Source organism: Pseudorhodoferax sp. LjRoot39 (assembly GCF_964253035.1).
Classification (GTDB): domain Bacteria; phylum Pseudomonadota; class Gammaproteobacteria; order Burkholderiales; family Burkholderiaceae_C; genus Pseudorhodoferax.
Window position 1 is genome coordinate 4957424 of sequence record NZ_CAXUQL020000001.1, and the last position, 16408, is coordinate 4973831.

Below are 16408 nucleotides of genomic sequence, written 5' to 3' on the forward strand. Positions count from 1 at the left end.
ACGGATCAGGCTCCGGTCTTGGTCTTGTAGTTGGCGACGCCGTCCAGCACTTCCTTCTTGGCCGCGTCGATGCCTTCCCAGCCCAGCACCTTGACCCACTTGCCGGCTTCCAGGTCCTTGTAGTGCTCGAAGAAGTGCGTGATGGCCTTCAGGCGCATCTGGTTCACATCCTGGACCGTCTTCCAATGGGTGTAGATCGGCAGCACCTTGTCGGTCGGCACGGCCAGCACCTTGCCGTCCACGCCGGCTTCGTCTTCCATCATCAGGATGCCCAGCGGGCGGCAGGGCACGACCACGCCGGGGAACAGCGGGTACGGCGTGATGACCAGCACGTCGACCGGGTCGCCGTCGCCGGAGAGCGTCTGCGGCACGTAGCCGTAGTTGCTGGGGTAGTGCATGGCCGTCGTCATGAAGCGGTCCACGAAGATCGCGCCCGACTCCTTGTCCACCTCGTACTTGATCGGATCGGCGTTCATCGGAATCTCGATGACCACGTTGAACGCATCGGGGATGTTCTTGCCGGGGGAGACTTTGTCGAGGGACATGGTGCTTTAGGAGCAGTTGACGGATCGGTTGGAACAGGGAACGCCTGGGACAAACCCGGATTTTAGGGGCCACGCTTGCGGTCGAGGCCGCGATGCAACAGTGTTTGCGAGATTTGCTTATATATTGGCCCAGTTGGCCAATCGTCATTCGCACGAGATCTGAGCACGACGAGGAAGCAACGCAGCGGGGGCACCGCATGCGTTGTGCCCTATCGAGCAACGAGAACAAGCGTGAGGAGAGACGTTCTATGACTGGCAACTCGGCGCTGATATTGGCGCTTGTCTGCGGCTTCATCGCCGTGGCCTACGGCTTCTGGGCCCGCAGCTGGATCCTGGCCAAGGACGCGGGCAATGCCCGCATGCAGGAGATCGCCGCGGCGATCCAGACCGGGGCCGCGGCCTACCTCGCACGGCAATACAAGACCATTGCCATCGTGGGCGTGGTGCTGGCGGTGCTGATTGCACTGTTCCTGGATGCCAAGACCGCCGTGGGCTTCGTGGTCGGCGCGGTGCTTTCCGGTGCCTGCGGCTTCATCGGCATGAACGTCTCGGTGCGGGCCAACGTACGCACCGCGCAGGCGGCCACCCAAGGCATCGGGCCGGCGCTGGACGTGGCCTTCCGCGGCGGCGCCATCACGGGCATGCTGGTCGTGGGCCTGGGCCTGTTGGGCGTCACCGGCTTCTACTGGTACCTGGCTGCCAACGGCGCGCCGGGCACCAAGCCCAGCGAACTGCTGAACCCGCTGATCGGCTTCGCCTTCGGTTCCTCGCTGATCTCCATCTTCGCGCGGCTGGGCGGCGGCATCTTCACCAAGGGCGCCGACGTGGGCGCCGACCTGGTCGGCAAGGTCGAGGCCGGCATCCCCGAGGACGACCCGCGCAACCCCGCCGTGATCGCCGACAACGTGGGCGACAACGTGGGCGACTGCGCCGGCATGGCGGCCGACCTGTTCGAGACCTACGCCGTCACGCTGATCGCCACCATGGTGCTGGGCGCGCTGGTCGTGACCGGCGGCGGCGTCAGCACCGTGGTCTATCCGCTCGCGCTGGGCGCAGTGTCCATCGTCGCGTCCATCATCGGCTGCTTCTTCGTCAAGGCATCGCCGGGCATGAAGAACGTGATGCCGGCGCTGTACAAAGGCCTGGCGGTGGCCGGCGTGCTGTCGCTGGTGGCGTTCTGGTTCGTCACGGCCTGGCTGATCCCCGACAACGCGATCGCCGCCTCCGGCAGCCAGATGAAGCTGTTCGGTGCCTGCACCGTGGGCCTGGTGCTGACGGCCGCGCTGGTCTGGGTCACCGAGTACTACACCGGCACGCAGTACGCACCGGTCAAGCACATCGCCCAGGCATCGACCACCGGCCACGGCACCAACATCATCGCGGGCCTGGGCGTGTCCATGCGCTCCACCGCCTGGCCGGTGATCTTCGTCTGCATCGCGATCTGGGTGTCGTACGCGCTGGGTGGCCTGTACGGCATCGCCATCGCCGCCACTTCCATGCTCAGCATGGCCGGCATCGTGGTCGCGCTGGACGCCTACGGCCCCATCACCGACAACGCCGGCGGCATTGCCGAGATGGCCGAGCTGCCCAGCAGCGTGCGCGATGTGACCGATCCGCTGGACGCCGTGGGCAACACCACCAAGGCGGTGACCAAGGGCTACGCCATCGGCTCGGCCGGGCTGGCGGCGCTGGTGCTGTTCGCCGACTACACGCACAAGCTGGAGGCATACGGCCGCGTCATCACCTTCGACCTGTCCAACCCGATGGTGATCATCGGCCTGTTCATCGGCGGGCTGATCCCCTACCTGTTCGGCGCCATGGCGATGGAGGCCGTGGGCCGTGCGGCCGGCTCGGTGGTGGTCGAGGTGCGGCGCCAGTTTCGCGAGATCACCGGGATCATGGAAGGCACGGCGAAGCCCGAGTACGGCCGCGCGGTGGACATGCTGACCTCTGCGGCCATCAAGGAAATGATGATCCCCTCGCTGCTGCCGGTGGTCGTGCCGATCCTGGTCGGCCTGCTGCTGGGGCCGGCGGCGCTCGGCGGGCTGCTGATGGGCACCATCGTCACCGGCCTGTTCGTGGCGATTTCCATGTGCACCGGCGGTGGCGCCTGGGACAACGCCAAGAAGTACATCGAGGACGGCCACCATGGCGGCAAGGGCTCGGAGACGCACAAGGCGGCCGTCACCGGCGACACCGTGGGCGACCCGTACAAGGACACAGCCGGTCCGGCGGTCAACCCGCTGATCAAGATCATCAACATCGTGGCGCTGCTGATCGTGCCGCTGGTGATGCAGTTCCACGGCGGCATGGCACCCGCGGCAACACCTGCTGCCGCAGCCATCGGCGACGCCGCCTCGTTCCGCGTCGACAACGGCGTCGTCAAGTTCTACTTCGCCACTGCGAAGGCCGATCTGGCCACCGGCAGCGACGCCGCGCTGGCCGAGGTGGCCAAGGCCGTCGCCTCCGGCAAGCGCGCCGTGGTCAGCGGTTACCACGATGCATCGGGGGATCCCGCCAAGAACGCCGAACTGGCGCGCCAACGCGCGGTTGCGGTACGTGAGGCGCTGAAGTCCGCCGGTGTGCCTGAAGACAAGGTTGAACTCAGAAAACCCGAGCAGACGACGGCGGGCGGCCCGCCCGCCGAGGCGCGCCGGGTGGAGGTCAGCGTGCAGTAGCGCAGCTGGCACCGCGCCCGAGCCCGCAGGCGACGCGGGCTTTTTCATCCATGGACGGCTAGAACCAGAGGGGGGGCAGTAAGATTCTTACTTTCTCCGGTAGGAATCGAGGCGGTCATGAAAATCACCAGCAAAGGGCAGGTCACGATCCCGCAGGCCGTGCGCGAGCAGGCTGGGCTGCATCCTGAAAGCGAAGTCGAGTTCGAAGTGCGGCCCAATGGCGATGTGGTGCTGCGCCGCGTGGCGCCGCGCGTGTCGCCCGTGCGGGCGGCGTTCCAGGCGGCGCGTGGGAGCGCCACAGCGGCCCAGTTCAAGGGCATGGGCACGGACGAGTTCATGCGCTGGCTGCGTGGCTAGACCCGCCTTGCGCGTGGCCGAGCCGGACGCGCGCTACCTGCACCCGTCCGCCACGCTGGTCGACAGCAATGTGCTGATCGACGTGCTGGCGGACGATCCGCAGTGGGCCGACTGGTCCCTCGATCAACTTGCGCGGCTGGGCGACGAGGCAGCGCTCGTCATCAACCCGCTGGTGCTGGCCGAGCTGAGCCCGCGCTTCGAGCGCGCCACCGACCTGGAGGCCGCGCTCGCAGCGCTGCCGCTGCGCCGCGATGCCCTGCCCTGGGATGCGGCCTTCCTCGCTGGGCAGGCATTTCGCGCCTACCGTGCGATGCCGGGCGCTGCAGACGGCCGGTCCCGCTCTCCCCTGCCCGACTTCTACATCGGTGCCCATGCCATGGTCGCCGGCTTGCGCCTGCTCACACGTGATGCCAGGCGTTACCGCCACTACTTTCCAAGGCTGGACATCATCTGTCCTTGATCCGCCCCACACATCTGACGCCATGCCCCTGAACTACATCGCCAACGCCTTCGTCCCCTCCTCGTCCGGCCGCACCATCCCGGTCATCGACCCGTCGGACGGCCAGCCCTTCGAGGAGATCCAGCGCAGCAACGCGCAGGACATCGACGCCGCCGTGCGCGCTGCGCGCCAGTGCTACGACGGCGTCTGGTCCAAGCTGTCGGCGGCCGAGCGCAGCCGGCTGCTCATGCGCCTGGCCGAAAAGATCGCCGAGCATGGCGAGGAACTCGCCGCGCTGGAGCAGCGCGACTGCGGCAAGCCGACCAAGCAGGCCCGCGCCGACGCCATCGCGCTGGTGCGCTACTTCGAGTTCTACGCCGGTGCCTGCGACAAGCTGCACGGCGAGACCATTCCCTACCAGAACGGCTACAGCGTCTTCACCTGGCGCGAGCCGCACGGCGTGACCGGCCATGTCGTGCCCTGGAACTACCCCATGCAGATCTTCGGCCGCTGCGTGGGCGGTGCGCTCGCCGCCGGCAACGTCTGCGTGGTCAAGCCCTCCGAGGATGCCTGCCTGTCGCTGCTGCGGGTTGCCGAACTGGCGGCCGAGGCCGGCTTTCCGGCCGGTGCCATCAACATCGTGACGGGCTACGGCCACGAGGTCGGCGACGCACTGGCGCGCCATCCCGGCATCGACCACATCAGCTTCACGGGCAGCCCCAAGGTCGGCACGCTGATCCAGCAGGCCGCCGCCGAGCGGCATTGCCCGGTCACGCTGGAACTGGGCGGCAAGAGCCCGCAGATCGTGTTCGCCGATGCCGACCTGGACCAGGCCATCCCGGCCATCGTCAACGCCATCGTGCAGAACGCGGGCCAGACCTGCTCCGCCGGTTCGCGCCTGCTGGTCGAGCAGTCCATCTACGAACCCTTGCTCGAACGCCTCGCCACGGCATTCGAAGCCCTGCGCGTCGGGCCCGCCGCGATTGACCTGGACGTGGGCCCGCTGATCCGCGCCACGCAGCAGCAACGTGTCTGGGACTTCCTGTCCGATGCCCATGCGGCCGACATCCCGGTGGTGGCCCAGGGCCGCGTGGTGGAGGAAGCGCCCGAGACCGGCTACTACCAGGCCCCCACGCTGCTGCGCGACGTGCCGGTGCAGCACCGGCTGGCGCAGGAAGAGGTGTTCGGCCCGGTGCTGGCCGCCATGGCCTTCCGCGACGAGGAGCATGCGCTGGAGCTGGCCAACGCCACCCAGTTCGGCCTCGTGGCCGGCGTCTGGACGCGCGACGGCGCACGCCAGTTCCGCATGGCGCGCGGCGTGCGCAGCGGCCAGGTGTTCATCAACAACTACGGTGCCGGCGGCGGCGTGGAACTGCCCTTCGGCGGCGTCAAGAGCTCAGGCCACGGCCGCGAAAAGGGCTTCGAGGCGCTGTACGGCTTCACGGTCCTCAAGACCGTGGCCGTGCGCCACGGTTGAGGCGGCTCAGCCCAGCGCGGTGTCGAGCAGCATCATGAGCACGAAGCCCAGCATGAGCCCGCCGGTGGCCCAGGCTTCATGGCCCTTGCGGTGCGACTCGGGAATGATCTCGTGGCTGATCACGAACAGCATCGCGCCGGCCGCGAAACCCAAGCCCCAGGGCAGCAGCGCCGCCGAGTAGCTGATGACGGCCGCGCCGATGACGGCACCCACCGGCTCGATCAGGCCGGACGCCATCCCCAGGCCCACGGCGAGACTGCGCCGGTAGCCCGCCGCCAGCAGCGCCACGGCGACCACCAGGCCCTCGGGCACGTCCTGGATCGCGATGCCGGTGGCCAGCGCGCCGGCCCGCATCGGGTCGGTGCCGGCGAAGCCCACGCCGATCGCCAGCCCCTCGGGCAGGTTGTGCAAGGCGATCGCGAAGACGAACAGCCAGGTGCGCTTGAGCGTGCGCGCCTCCGGCCCTTCCTTGCCCTTGATGAAGTGTTCGTGCGGCAGCCAGCGCTCCAGCGCCAGCAGCACGATGCCGCCGAGCAGGATGGCCGCGCCCACGGTCATGCCAGAGCGCCAGGGCCCGGCACCGCCCGCGTTCGCAGCGGCCAGGCCCGGAATGATCAGAGAGAACGCGCAAGCGGCCAGCATGACGCCCGCGCCGAAGCCGAACAAGCTGTCCTGCGCGCGGTCCGACAGGCGCTGCGACAGCAGCACCGGCACCGTGCCCAGGGCCGTGGCCAGCGCGGCCACCGAGCCCGCCTGCAGCGCCGCGGTCAGCACCGGGTCGGCCAGGATGCGCTGCAGCAGATGCACGAAGGGCAAGGCCAGCCCTGCGAGAAGAATGGCCCAGCCCAGCAGCTTGCGCGGACGCAGCGTGCCGAAGGCGGTCAGGCCGGAAGACTGCGTGTCGTGCATCGGCTTCCTTTTCAAGGGATCAGCGCGGCCGGCGGGCGGCGGCGAAGCGGCCGGACACCTCGGTCCAGTCCACCACGTTGAAGAAGGCCTGGATGTACTCCGGGCGGCGGTTCTGGTACTTCAGGTAATAGGCGTGCTCCCAGACGTCCAGCCCCAGGATCGGCGTGTTGCCCGACAGCCAGCCGGCCATCAGCGGGCTGTCCTGGTTGGCACTGCTTTCGACGACCAGCTTGCCGTCCGGCGCCACGCTGAGCCAGGCCCAACCGCTGCCAAAGCGTGTCAGCGCAGCGCGCGTGAAGGCGTCCTTGAAATTCGCGAAGCCGCCCAGATCGGCCTGGATCGCCTGCGCCAGTTCGCCCGTGGGCTCGCCGCCGCCCTGGGGCGACATCACGGTCCAGAACAGGCTGTGGTTGGCATGGCCGCCGCCGTTGTTGCGCACCACGGTCTGCAGGTTCTCGGGCAGCTTGGCCGCCTTGGCGACGAGTTCGTCGATCGGCACTTCCGCCCATTCCGTGCCCTGCACCGCGTTGTTCAGGTTCGTGATGTAGGTCTGGTGGTGCTTGCTGTGGTGGATTTCCATGGTCTGCGCATCGATGTGGGGTTCGAGCGCGGTGTAGGCGTACGGCAGGGCCGGCAAGGTGTAGGGCATCGGTGTTGTCCTGTGGGTTGGTGAAAACGAAGTCATTCAGTGCAAGGACCCGACCGCCATGCCCAGGCAGCCGGCACGCAGTGCACGTGCGATCACGGGATGGGCGCCATGGGCCTGGAGGTACAGCAGCAGGGCTGCATGGGTCTCGCGGCTGTGGCGCAGTGCCGCCTGCCGCAGCGCCCCCTCGGTGGCCGGGTCGCACAGCAGGTGCATCAGGGTTTCGTGTGCCAGCGCCAGGTGGGCGGCGGCCAGGTCGTTTCCGCCCGCATCGGCCTGCACTTCGGCCAGGTTGTGGTGCGAGACGACCAGCGCGGCCACGCAGTCGTCGCTGCGCTCGCCCGGCATGGCCAGCAACGCCCGCGCGATGCCCAGAGCCTCCTGGAAGTTGGCCAGTGCCAGCAGCACATGGCCCTGCCGGGCCGCAGCGGTGCCGCGCGACATGACGGACTGCCAGGGCGACAGCAGATCGCCGCCGGTCGTTCGGGAAGTGAGGGGTTCGAGATCCACGCGCATGCCTCCATCTGGGGTGCGCCCTTTGCGTGGACTTGCGTGTGCGTATTCGGGCGGTCAGATGATAATAACTCTCAATACCATTGTCCACACACCAGCGGATTCCCCCAGGCCCTGCGGCACAATCCCGCGATGGTCCACCGCGTCATTCCCCTCGTTGCCCAGGCTGCACCCCTGCCGGTGCCGCTGTACGCCGTGGGCGAGGATGGCGGCACGCTGTACGACCAGCTGCAGCGCCCGCTGCGCGACCTGCGCATCAGCGTGACCGACCGCTGCAACTTCCGCTGCAGCTACTGCATGCCCAAGGAAGTCTTCGGCAAGGACTACCCCTACCTGCCGCACAGCGCGCTGCTGAGCTTCGAGGAGATCGCTCGGCTGGCGCGGCTGTTCGTCGCCCAGGGCGTGCGCAAGATCCGGCTGACCGGTGGCGAGCCGCTGCTGCGCAAGAACATCGAGGTGCTGGTCGAGCAGCTGGCCGCGCTGCGCACGCCGGACGGCGAGCCGCTGGACCTCACGCTCACGACCAATGGCTCATTGCTGGCGCGCAAGGCCGCCAGCCTCAAGGCGGCCGGCCTGAACCGCGTGACCGTGAGCCTGGACGGGCTGGACGACACGGTGTTCCGGCGCATGAACGATGTCGACTTCCCGGTCGCCGACGTGCTGCGCGGCATCGAGGCCGCCCAGCAGGCAGGGCTCGGGCCGATCAAGGTCAACATGGTCGTCAAGCGCGGCACGAACGAGCAGGAGATCGTGCCCATGGCCCGGCATTTCCGCGGCACGGGCGTGGTGCTGCGCTTCATCGAGTACATGGACGTGGGCGCCACCAACGGCTGGCGCATGCACGAGGTCATGCCTTCGGCCGAGGTGGTGCAACGCCTGTCGGCCGAACTGCCGCTGGCGGCGCTCGAGCCAACGGCGCCCGGCGAGACGGCCGAGCGCTGGGGCTATGCCGACGGCTCGGGCGAGGTCGGCGTGATCAGCAGCGTGACCCAGGCCTTCTGCCACGACTGCAACCGGGCCCGGCTGTCGACCGAAGGCCAGGTCTACCTGTGCCTGTTCGCCAGCCGCGGCCACGACCTGCGCAGCCTGCTGCGCGGTGGCGCATCCGACGGGCAGATCACGCAGGCCATCGCCGGCATCTGGCACAACCGCAGCGACCGCTACTCGCAGCTGCGCGGCGCCGGCATGCTGGCGCCGACCGAGAAGCGCATCGAGATGAGCTACATCGGCGGCTGAACCGCCGCCGCCGCGCTCAACCCACCCAGCGCCGCGCGTTGTGCCACAGCTCCATCCAGGGGCTGGTGGCGCTCTGGTCGCCCGAGGTCCAGCTCATCTGAATGTTGCGGAACACGCGCTCGGGGTGCGGCATCATGGCCGTGAAGCGGCCGTCGGCCGTGGTCACGGCGGTCAGGCCCTGCGGGCTGCCGTTCGGGTTGAACGGGTAGGCCTCGGTCGGCTGACCGTGGTGGTCGGTGAAGCGCATCGCCGCGATGGCCTTGGCCGCGTTGCCGCGCCGCGCGAAGTTGGCAAGGCCCTCGCCGTGCGCCACCGCGATCGGCAGCCGGCTGCCGGCCATGCCCTTGAAGAACAGGCTGGGCGACTCCAGCACCTCCACCTGCGACAGCCGCGCCTCGAAGCGCTCGCTGCGGTTGGTCGTGAAGCGCGGCCAGTCCTGCGCGCCCGGGATGATGTCGGCCAGCTCGGCGAACATCTGGCAGCCGTTGCACACGCCCAGGCCGAAGGTGTCGCCACGGCCGAAGAAGGCCTGGAACTGCGCCGACAGGCGCTCGTGGAAGGTGATGGAGCGCGCCCAGCCGATGCCCGCGCCCAGCGTGTCGCCGTAGCTGAAGCCACCGCAGGCCACCACGCCCTGGAAGTCGGCCAGGTCGAAACGGCCGGCCTGCAGGTCGGTCATGTGCACGTCGAAGGCTTCGAAGCCGGCCTGGGTGAAGGCCCAGGCCATTTCCACATGCGAGTTGACGCCCTGCTCGCGCAGCACGGCCACCTTGGGCCGGCGCTGCAGCAGCGCCGGGGCCACCGCCGTGGTCGGGGTGAAGTTCAAGGCCACCTGCAGGCCCGGATCGTCGGCCGCACCGGCGGCCGCATGCTCGGCATCGGCGCCGGCCGGGTTGTCGCGCTGCTGGCAGATCTTCCAGCTCACGCTGTCCCAGACCTGATGCAGGTCGGCCAGCTTGGCCGAGAACACGGCTTTGGTGTCGCGCCAGACCTGGACCTCGCCCACGCCGACCTCCATGGCGCCGCCTGCGGGCCGCGTCTTGCCGATGAAGTGGCTCCACTTGGACAGGCCATGCGCGCGCAGCACCTGCATGACCTCGTTGCGCTCGGCCGTGCGCACCTGCAGCACCACGCCCAGCTCCTCGCTGAACAAGGCCTTGAGCGTGAGCTCCTCGCGCCGCGCCGAGACCTGGCTGGCCCAGTTCTTGGCGTCGCCGTACTCGGCCCGGCTGTCGCTGATGCCGTCGCCTTCGGTGACCAAGAGGTCCACGTTGAGCGCCACGCCCACATGGCCGGCGAAGGCCATTTCGCAGACGGACGCCAGCAGGCCGCCGTCGCTGCGGTCGTGGTAGGCCAGGATGCGGCCCTGGCCGCGGAGTTCGTTGACGGCGTTGACCAGGTTCACGAGGTCCTGCGGCACATCCAGGTCGGGTGCGGCGTCGCCCACCTGCCCCAGCGTCTGCGCCAGGATGCTGCCGCCCATGCGGTGCTGGCCACGGCCGAGGTCCACCAGCACCAGCGTGCTGTCGGCCTCGGTCGCGTCGAGTTGCGGCGTCAGCGTGCCGCGCACGTCGGCCAGCGTCGCGAAGGCCGAGACGATCAGGCTCACGGGCGCGCTGACCTGCTTCTTCTCGGCGCCGTCCTGCCACTGCGTGCGCATGGACAGCGAATCCTTGCCGACCGGGATCGAGATGCCCAGCGCCGGGCACAGCTCCATGCCCACGGCCTTGACGGTGGCGTACAGCGCGGCGTCTTCGCCAGGCTGGCCGCAGGCGGCCATCCAATTGGCCGACAGCTTCACGCGCGGCAATTCGATGGGGGCGGCCAGCAGGTTGGTGATGGCTTCTGCCACCGCCATGCGGCCAGACGCCGGTGCGTCGATCACCGCCAGCGGCGTGCGCTCGCCCATGGACATGGCCTCGCCCGCGAAACCGGCGTAGTCGGCCAGCGTCACGGCACAGTCGGCCACCGGCACCTGCCAGGGGCCGACCATCTGGTCGCGGTGCGACAGGCCGCCCACGGTGCGGTCGCCAATCGTGATCAGGAAGCGCTTGGACGCCACGGTCGGGTGCGCCAGCACGTCGATGACGGCCTTCTGCAGGTCCACACCATTGAGGTCCAGCGGTGCGAACTTGCGGGCCACGCTCTGCACCTCGCGGTGCATCTTGGGCGGCTTGCCGAGCAGCACTTCCATCGGCATGTCGACGGGGTTGTCGTCGGCCGCCAGCACCAGCTGGCGTTCCTCCGTGGCGCGGCCGACCACCGAAAACGGGCAGCGTTCGCGCGCGCAGAAGGCCGCGAAGCGGTCCAGCGACTCCGGCGCGATGGCCAGCACGTAGCGCTCCTGGCTCTCGTTGCACCAGATCTCCTTGGGTGCCATGCCGGACTCCTCGAGCGGCACGGACGCCAGCTCGAAACGCGCGCCGCGGCCCGCGTCGTTGGTCAGCTCGGGGAACGCGTTGGACAGACCGCCCGCGCCCACGTCGTGGATGGCCAGGATGGGGTTGTCCGCACCCTGCTGCCAGCAGCGGTTGATGACTTCCTGCGCACGGCGCTCGATCTCGGGATTGCCGCGCTGCACCGAGTCGAAATCGAGCTCTGCCGCGTTGGCGCCCGTGGCCATGGAACTGGCCGCGCTGCCGCCCATGCCGATGCGCATGCCCGGGCCGCCCAGCTGGATCAGCAGCGCGTCGGCCGGGAACGGGATCTTCTTTGTCTGCTCGGCAGCGATGGTGCCCAGGCCGCCCGCGATCATGATGGGCTTGTGGTAGCCGCGGCGCTGGCTGTCCACGTCGCTGGCCGCGGTCTGCTCGTACTCGCGGAAGTAGCCCAGCAGGTTGGGCCGGCCGAACTCGTTGTTGAAGGCCGCGCCGCCCAGCGGGCCCTCGGTCATGATCTGCAGGGCACTCGCGATGTGGGCCGGCTTGCCATAGGCCACGTCGGCAGCATCGGGCCAGAGCTTGGAGACCGTGAAGCCGGTCAGGCCGGCCTTGGGCTTGGAGCCGCGGCCGGTGGCGCCCTCGTCGCGAATCTCGCCGCCCGCGCCGGTCGAGGCGCCCGGGAACGGCGAAATGGCGGTCGGGTGGTTGTGCGTCTCCACCTTCATGAGCACGTGGTGCAGCGCGCTCTGGCCTGCGTAGGCCCCGCCCTCGCCCGCCACGAAGCGCTGCACGGTGCCGCCTTCCATGACCGAGGCGTTGTCGGAATACGCGACCACGGTGTGCTGCGGCGCCAACTGGTGCGTGTTGCGGATCATGCCGAACAGGCTCAGCGCCTGGTCCTGGCCATCCACCGTGAACTTGGCGTTGAAGATCTTGTGGCGGCAGTGTTCGCTGTTGGCCTGGGCGAACATCATCAGCTCGACATCGGTCGGGTTGCGGCCGAGCTTGGTGAAGGCGTCCAGCAGGTAGTCGATCTCGTCCACGGCCAGCGCCAGGCCGAATTCGCGGTTGGCCTCTTCCAGCGCCCCGCGGCCGCCGCCCAGCACGTCGACACGGGCCATGGGCGCGGCCTGCAGCGTGGCGAACAGGCCCTGGGCCTGCTGCCGGTCGGCCAGCAGGCTCTCGGTCATGCGGTCGTGCAGCAGGTCGCCGATGGCCAGCAGCTGCTCGGCGCTCAGGGCGGGTTTGCCACCCAGCAAGCCGCTCTTGAGCACCAGCCGGTACTCGGTGATGCGCTCCACGCGGCGCACGGTCAGGCCGCAGTTGTGGGCGATGTCGGTGGCCTTGGAGGCCCAGGGCGAGACCGTGCCCAGGCGCGGCGTGACCACCAGCACCGGCCCGTCGGCGGGGCCCATGTACGGATCGCCATAGTCCAGCAGCGCGGCCAGGCGCTCGGCGGCGGCCGGCTCCAGTGGCGCGTCGGCCAGCACCAGGTGCACATGGCGCGCTGCCAGGCCGGTGATCTTGTCGTGGATCGCCTGCAGGCGGGGAAGCAGTTGCTGGACGCGGAAGTCGCTCAGGGCGTTGCCGCCTTCGAGCTGGATCGGGTGCGAGGTCACGTTGTGGCGGCCTGTGGGTTGGCAGCGGCAGGACAAGCGCTGACTGGGCTTGTGGAGCGCCGCGGGGCGGAAAGCCGGCAATTTTAGCGGCGCCGGACAATGGAAAACCCGAGTGGGATAATTCGGCCCCATGAGCATCACCATCAAAGACGCCGCCGGCATCGCAGGCATGCGCGAAGCCTGCCGGTTGGCGTCCGAAGTCCTCGATTACCTGACGCCGCATGTCGCAGCCGGCGTCACGACCAAGGAAATCGACCGACTCGCCCACGAGTACATGGTCAACGTGCAGGGCACGCGCTCGGCCACGGTGGGCTACCAGCCGCCCGGCTACCCGCCCTACCCGGCCGCGCTGTGCACCTCGCTGAACCACGTGGTCTGCCACGGCATTCCGAACGAGAAGCCGCTCAAGAAGGGCGACATCATGAACATCGATGTCACCGTGATCACCAAGGACGGCTGGTTCGGCGACAACAGCCGCATGTACGTCATCGGCGAAGGTTCCATCGCCGCGCGCCGCCTGGTGCAGGTGACCTACGAGGCCATGTGGCACGGCATCGTCAAGGTCAAGCCCGGCGCGCGCCTGGGCGACATCGGCCACGCGATCCAGAAGTTCGCCGAAGGCCAGGGCTACTCGGTGGTGCGCGAGTTCTGCGGCCACGGCATCGGCCAGCGCTTCCACGAGGAGCCGCAGGTGCTGCACTACGGCCGCCCCGGCACCATGGAGGTGCTGGAGCCTGGCATGACCTTCACGATCGAGCCCATGATCAACGCCGGCCGGCGCGAGATCAAGGATGGCCCCGAGAAGGACGGCTGGACCATCGTCACCAAGGACCATTCGCTGTCGGCCCAGTGGGAGCACACCGTGCTGGTCACCGAGACCGGCTACGAGGTGCTGACCCTGTCGGCCGGCAGCCTGGCGCCGCCGGCCTTCGTGCAACCCCAACCCAGCGCCGCCGCCGCTTGAGCAGCCTGCCCGCCCCCTGCAGCGCCGCGCCGGCGGCCGACCTGCCGGCCCTGCGCGCCCACTACCAGCAGCGCAAGAGCGTTCTGCTGCAGACGCTGCGCGACTGCGGCGCCAGCACGCGCAACCTGCACGGCGTGTTGCAGCAGTTGGGGCGGCTGGCCGACGAGACGCTGTGCCAGCTCTGGCAGCGCGCCAGCATGCCGGCATCCTGCGCCCTGCTGGCCGTGGGCGGCTTCGGCCGGGGCGAGCTGTTCCCTCATTCCGATGTCGACGTACTGCTGATGCTGCCCGAAGACCTCTCGCCCGAGCACGATGCGGGCCTGAAGGCCTGCATCGAAGGCTTCATCGGCAGCTGCTGGGACGCAGGCCTGGAGATCGGCTCCTCGGTGCGCAACATCCGCGAATGCCTGGCCGAGGCCGAGAAGGACGTCACGGTGCAGACCTCGCTGCTGGAGGCGCGGCTCATCGCCGGCCACAGCGGCCTGTTCACGCTGTTCAGCAACCAGTTCCGCAAGGCCGTCGACCCGCAGGCCTTCCTGGTGGCCAAGACGCTGGAGATGCGCCAGCGCCACAACAAGTTCGACAACACGCCCTACGCGCTGGAGCCCAACTGCAAGGAATCGCCGGGCGGCCTGCGCGACCTGCAGCTGATCCTGTGGATCACCAAGGCCGCCGGCCTGGGCAGCAGTTGGGACGAGCTGGCCCGCACCGGCCTGGCCACGCCACACGAGGCGCGGCAGATCAAGCGCAACGAAGCCTTGCTGAGCCTGATCCGCGCCAGGCTGCATCTGGTCGCCGGCCGGCGCGAAGACCGCCTGGTGTTCGACCTGCAGACGGCCGTGGCCGAATCCTTCGGCTACCGCAACGATCTCTCGCAGGAGGCGCCGGTGCGCGCCAGCGAGCAGTTGATGCGCCACTACTACTGGGCAGCCAAGGCGGTCACGCAGCTCAACCAGATCCTGTTGCTCAACATCGAGGAGCGGCTGAACCCGACCACGCACGCGCTGCGGCCGATCAACGAGCGTTTCTTCGAGAAGGCCGGGATGATCGAGGTGGCCAGCGACGATCTCTACCACCGCCACCCGCACGCCATCCTGGAGACCTTCCTGCTCTACGAGAGCACGGTCGGCATCCGCGGCCTGTCGGCACGCACGCTGCGCGCGCTGTACAACGCGCGTTCACTGATGACGGCGCGCTTTCGCAACGACCCGGTCAACCGCGAGACCTTCCGCCGCATCCTGATGCAGCCGGCCGGCATCACGCATGCCATCCGGCTCATGAACCAGACCTCGGTGCTGGGCCGCTACCTGTGGGTGTTCCGCAAGATCGTCGGGCAGATGCAGCACGACCTGTTCCACGTCTACACGGTGGACCAGCACATCCTGATGGTGTTGCGCAACATGCGCCGCTTCTTCATGGCCGAGCATGCGCACGAGTACCCGTTCTGTTCGCAGCTGGCCGCCGGCTGGGACAAGCCCTGGATCCTGTACATCGCCGCGCTGTTCCACGACATCGCCAAGGGCCGTGGCGGCGATCACTCCGAGCTCGGCGCGCGCGACGTGCGTCGCTTCTGCCTGCAACACGGCGTCAGCCGGCAGGACAGCAAGCTGATCGAGTTCCTGGTGGAAGAGCACCTCACGCTGTCGCGCGTGGCGCAGAAGGCCGACCTCTCCGACCCCGATGTCATCGCCGGCTTCGCCAAGCGCGTGGGCAACGAGCGCTACCTCACGGCCCTGTACCTGCTGACCGTGGCCGACATCCGCGGCACCTCGCCCAAGGTCTGGAACGCCTGGAAGGGCAAGCTGCTGGAAGACCTGTACCGCTACACGCTGCGTGTGCTGGGCGGCCGCGCGCCCGACCCGGACGCCGACATCGAGGCGCGCAAGCGCGAGGCACTCACGCAGCTGGCGCTGCATGCCGAGCCCTTCGAATCGCACAAGCAGCTCTGGGCCACGCTGGACGTGAGCTACTTCATGCGCCACGAGGCCGGCGACATCGCCTGGCACGCACGCCAGATTGCGCGCCACCTGGGCCCCGAGGGCCTGTCTCCGGACCAGCCCGCCCTGGTGCGCGCACGCCGCTCGCCGGTGGGCGAAGGCCTGCAGGTGATGGTCTACACGGCCGACCGCGCCGATCTGTTCGCGCGCATCTGCGGCTACTTCGACCAGGCCGGCTTCTCCATCGTCGACGCCAAGGTGCACACGGCCAAGAATGGCTATGCGCTGGACACCTTCCAGGTCGTCACCTCCATGCTGCCTGAGCACTACCAGGAGCTCATGCACATGGTGGAGGCCGACCTCGGCCAGGCCCTGACCACCGGCGGCCCCCTGCCTGCCCCGGGCCGCGGCCGTGTGTCGCGCCGCGTCAAGAGCTTCCCCATCGCGCCACGCGTGGACCTGCAGCCCGACGACAAGGCCCAGCGCTGGCTGCTGTCGATCTCGGCCAGCGACCGGCCCGGCCTGCTCTACCTGGTGGCCCGCGTGCTCGCGGCCAACGACATCAGCGTGCAGCTGGCCAAGGTCACGACCCTGGGCGAGCGGGTGGAAGACACCTTCCTGATCCAGGGCCCGGCGCTGCAGCAGAACCGGCTGCAGATCGCAGTGGAGACAGAACTGCTCGAGGCCCTCGCCTGACGCGCCCGGTC

At 68.8% G+C, this 16408-nt stretch carries 12 protein-coding genes; 7 read left to right on the forward strand and 5 right to left on the reverse strand.

Going from position 1 to position 16408, the window contains the following annotated elements; all coding sequences use genetic code 11:
- Positions 1–5: 5 nt before the first annotated feature.
- Positions 6–545 (reverse strand): inorganic diphosphatase, encoded by a 540-nt coding sequence (gene ppa, locus ACSQ4M_RS23145; RefSeq protein ID WP_056660193.1) that lies wholly within the window; start codon positions 543–545, stop codon positions 6–8.
- A 248-nt stretch (positions 546–793) separates the two neighbouring features.
- Between ppa and ACSQ4M_RS23150 the strand changes: the two genes are divergently transcribed.
- The 4 genes from ACSQ4M_RS23150 (at position 794) to ACSQ4M_RS23165 (ending at position 5496) form a co-directional block, all read left to right on the forward strand.
- Positions 794–3223, forward strand: a complete 2430-nt coding sequence (locus ACSQ4M_RS23150; protein ID WP_436191755.1) for a sodium-translocating pyrophosphatase — start codon at positions 794–796, stop codon at positions 3221–3223.
- A 117-nt stretch (positions 3224–3340) separates the two neighbouring features.
- Positions 3341–3580 (forward strand): AbrB/MazE/SpoVT family DNA-binding domain-containing protein, encoded by a 240-nt coding sequence (locus ACSQ4M_RS23155; protein ID WP_436191756.1) that lies wholly within the window; start codon positions 3341–3343, stop codon positions 3578–3580.
- Positions 3573–4040 carry a type II toxin-antitoxin system VapC family toxin gene (locus ACSQ4M_RS23160; protein ID WP_436191757.1) on the forward strand — a complete coding sequence of 156 codons (468 nt, stop codon included), beginning with the start codon at positions 3573–3575 and terminating at the stop codon, positions 4038–4040. The genes ACSQ4M_RS23155 and ACSQ4M_RS23160 overlap by 8 nt, the downstream gene beginning before the upstream one ends.
- A gap of 22 nt (positions 4041–4062) precedes the next feature.
- On the forward strand, positions 4063–5496 hold the full coding sequence (locus ACSQ4M_RS23165; RefSeq protein ID WP_436191758.1) for an aldehyde dehydrogenase family protein: 1434 nt from the start codon (positions 4063–4065) through the stop codon (positions 5494–5496).
- Positions 5497–5502: 6 nt separating this feature from the next.
- Here ACSQ4M_RS23165 and ACSQ4M_RS23170 read toward each other — a convergent pair whose 3' ends face one another.
- Genes ACSQ4M_RS23170 through ACSQ4M_RS23180 form a run of 3 tightly spaced genes read right to left on the reverse strand, consistent with a single transcriptional unit; the run spans position 5503 to position 7561 of the window.
- The gene (locus ACSQ4M_RS23170; RefSeq protein ID WP_436191759.1) at positions 5503–6405 is read right to left on the reverse strand and encodes a ZIP family metal transporter; all 903 of its coding nucleotides are present in this window, start codon (positions 6403–6405) and stop codon (positions 5503–5505) included.
- A 19-nt stretch (positions 6406–6424) separates the two neighbouring features.
- Positions 6425–7054, reverse strand: a complete 630-nt coding sequence (locus ACSQ4M_RS23175) for a superoxide dismutase (protein ID WP_436191760.1) — start codon at positions 7052–7054, stop codon at positions 6425–6427.
- A 36-nt stretch (positions 7055–7090) separates the two neighbouring features.
- Positions 7091–7561, reverse strand: a complete 471-nt coding sequence (locus ACSQ4M_RS23180) for a DUF2753 family protein (protein WP_436191761.1) — start codon at positions 7559–7561, stop codon at positions 7091–7093.
- A 135-nt stretch (positions 7562–7696) separates the two neighbouring features.
- Between ACSQ4M_RS23180 and moaA the strand changes: the two genes are divergently transcribed.
- The gene (moaA, locus tag ACSQ4M_RS23185) at positions 7697–8800 is read left to right on the forward strand and encodes a GTP 3',8-cyclase MoaA (RefSeq protein ID WP_436191762.1); all 1104 of its coding nucleotides are present in this window, start codon (positions 7697–7699) and stop codon (positions 8798–8800) included.
- Positions 8801–8816: 16 nt separating this feature from the next.
- Here the strand turns inward: moaA and purL are convergent, their stop codons facing one another.
- Positions 8817–12932, reverse strand: a complete 4116-nt coding sequence (gene purL / locus ACSQ4M_RS23190; protein ID WP_436191763.1) for a phosphoribosylformylglycinamidine synthase — start codon at positions 12930–12932, stop codon at positions 8817–8819.
- Here purL and map point away from each other — a divergent pair.
- Together map and ACSQ4M_RS23200 are read left to right on the forward strand one after the other, a co-directional pair.
- Complete coding sequence (gene map, locus ACSQ4M_RS23195) at positions 12931–13764, forward strand: type I methionyl aminopeptidase (protein WP_436191764.1); 834 nt, start codon at positions 12931–12933, stop codon at positions 13762–13764. The two genes, purL and map, sit on opposite strands and share 2 nt — an antisense overlap.
- Positions 13761–16397: a [protein-PII] uridylyltransferase gene (locus tag ACSQ4M_RS23200; protein WP_436191765.1), complete on the forward strand. Its 2637-nt coding sequence runs from the start codon at positions 13761–13763 to the stop codon at positions 16395–16397. Before map ends, ACSQ4M_RS23200 begins: the two co-directional genes overlap by 4 nt.
- The last annotated feature ends 11 nt before the right edge of the window (positions 16398–16408 follow it).

Excerpts from the sequence above, each read along its gene's own strand:
- ppa (WP_056660193.1), bottom strand. The coding sequence starts at position 545 with ATGTCCCTCGACAAAGTCTCCCCCGGCAAGAACATCCCCGATGCGTTC.
- ACSQ4M_RS23150 (WP_436191755.1), top strand. The coding sequence starts at position 794 with ATGACTGGCAACTCGGCGCTGATATTGGCGCTTGTCTGCGGCTTCATC.
- ACSQ4M_RS23155 (WP_436191756.1), top strand. The coding sequence starts at position 3,341 with ATGAAAATCACCAGCAAAGGGCAGGTCACGATCCCGCAGGCCGTGCGC.
- ACSQ4M_RS23165 (WP_436191758.1), top strand. The coding sequence starts at position 4,063 with ATGCCCCTGAACTACATCGCCAACGCCTTCGTCCCCTCCTCGTCCGGC.
- ACSQ4M_RS23170 (WP_436191759.1), bottom strand. The coding sequence starts at position 6,405 with ATGCACGACACGCAGTCTTCCGGCCTGACCGCCTTCGGCACGCTGCGT.
- ACSQ4M_RS23175 (WP_436191760.1), bottom strand. The coding sequence starts at position 7,054 with ATGCCCTACACCTTGCCGGCCCTGCCGTACGCCTACACCGCGCTCGAA.
- moaA (WP_436191762.1), top strand. The coding sequence starts at position 7,697 with ATGGTCCACCGCGTCATTCCCCTCGTTGCCCAGGCTGCACCCCTGCCG.
- map (WP_436191764.1), top strand. The coding sequence starts at position 12,931 with ATGAGCATCACCATCAAAGACGCCGCCGGCATCGCAGGCATGCGCGAA.
- purL (WP_436191763.1), bottom strand. The coding sequence starts at position 12,932 with ATGGGGCCGAATTATCCCACTCGGGTTTTCCATTGTCCGGCGCCGCTA.